This window comes from Pseudomonas sp. 910_23 (assembly GCF_052850795.1).
This window is the reverse complement of record NZ_VXCZ01000044.1, coordinates 1-1,559: the sequence shown is the minus strand read 5'-3', so window position 1 is coordinate 1,559 and position 1,559 is coordinate 1. Positions and strand designations below refer to the sequence as shown.

The 1,559-nt window shown below is 63.4% G+C and carries 1 protein-coding gene and 1 pseudogene; both read left to right on the top strand.

Features of this window, described 5'->3' with window-relative positions:
* A pseudogene (locus FW800_RS27240) lies at positions 1-156 on the top strand (arabinose ABC transporter substrate-binding protein); the annotation flags it as partial.
* Positions 153-1,559: L-arabinose ABC transporter ATP-binding protein AraG (gene araG / locus FW800_RS27235; RefSeq protein ID WP_446438859.1), on the top strand; the 1,407-nt coding region annotated here is incomplete at its 3' end. The pseudogene FW800_RS27240 and the gene araG, both read left to right, overlap by 4 nt.

Genomic DNA, 1,559 nt, shown 5'->3' with positions numbered 1-1,559 from the left:
AGCCCGCACATCGAGGGCTACAACACCGCGCTGATGATGTACGAGTGGGTCACCAAGGGCACAGAACCGCCCAAGTACACGGCTATGGACGAAGTCACCCTGATCACCCGCGAGAACTTCAAGGAAGAGTTGACCAAAATCGGGTTGTGGAAATGACCGCTGCGGCCCTGCGTTTTGACGCTATCGGCAAAACCTTTCCCGGGGTCAAGGCGCTGGACGGCATCAGCTTCACCGCCCACCCCGGGCAGGTGCATGCCCTGATGGGCGAGAACGGTGCGGGCAAGTCGACGCTGCTGAAAATCCTCGGCGGCGCCTACATTCCCAGCAGCGGCAGCGTGCAGATCGGCGCGCAGGTCATGGCGTTCAAGAATGCTGCCGACAGCATCGCCAACGGTGTCGCGGTGATCCACCAGGAACTGCACCTGGTGCCGGAAATGAGCGTGGCCGAGAACCTGTTCCTCGGGCACTTGCCGACGCGTTTCGGTGTGGTCAACCGCGGCGTGCTGCGCCAGCAGGCGCTGGCATGTCTCAAGGGCCTGGCCGATGAGATCGACCCCGACGAGAAGCTCGGGCGCCTGTCTTTGGGCCAGCGCCAACTGGTGGAAATCGCCAAGGCGTTGTCCCGCGGTGCCAACGTGATCGCCTTCGATGAGCCGACCAGCAGTTTGTCGGCGCGGGAAATCGACCGGCTGATGGCAATCATTGCGCGCCTGCGCGACGAGGGCAAAGTGGTGCTCTATGTGTCGCACCGCATGGAAGAAGTGTTCCGTATTTGCGACGCGGTGACGGTGTTCAAGGACGGTCGCTACGTGCGCACCTTCGAAGACATGAGGACGCTGACCCACGACCAGTTGGTGACCTGCATGGTCGGTCGCGATATCCAGGACATCTACGACTACCGCCCGCGCGAGCACGGCGAAGTGGCGCTCAAGGTAGACGGCCTGCTCGGCCCGGGCCTGCGCGAGCCGATCAGCTTTGCGGTGCGCAAGGGCGAGGTCCTTGGGCTGTTCGGGCTGGTGGGGGCAGGGCGCACCGAGCTGTTTCGCCTGCTCAGTGGCCTGGAGCGCACCAGCGCCGGCAGCCTGCAGCTGTGCGGGCAAGCCCTGCAATTGCGCTCACCCCGCGACGCCATCGCCGCCGGTATCTTGCTGTGCCCGGAGGATCGCAAAAAGGAAGGCATCATCCCGCTGGGCAGCGTCGCTGAAAACATCAACATCAGTGCCCGGGATGCGCACTCCACCTTTGGCTGGCTGTTGCGCGACGGCTGGGAGAAAGCTAACGCCGACCGGCAGATCCAGGCGATGCGGGTCAAAACCCCGAACGCGGCGCAGAAGATCCTGTACCTCTCCGGCGGCAACCAGCAGAAAGCCATTCTTGGCCGCTGGCTGTCGATGCCGATGAAGGTCCTGCTGCTGGACGAGCCCACCCGCGGTATCGACATCGGCGCCAAGTCGGAGATTTACCAGATCATCCATAACCTGGCGGCCAGCGGCATTGCGGTGATCGTGGTGTCCAGCGACCTGATGGAGGTGATGGGCATTTCCGACCGCATCCTGGTG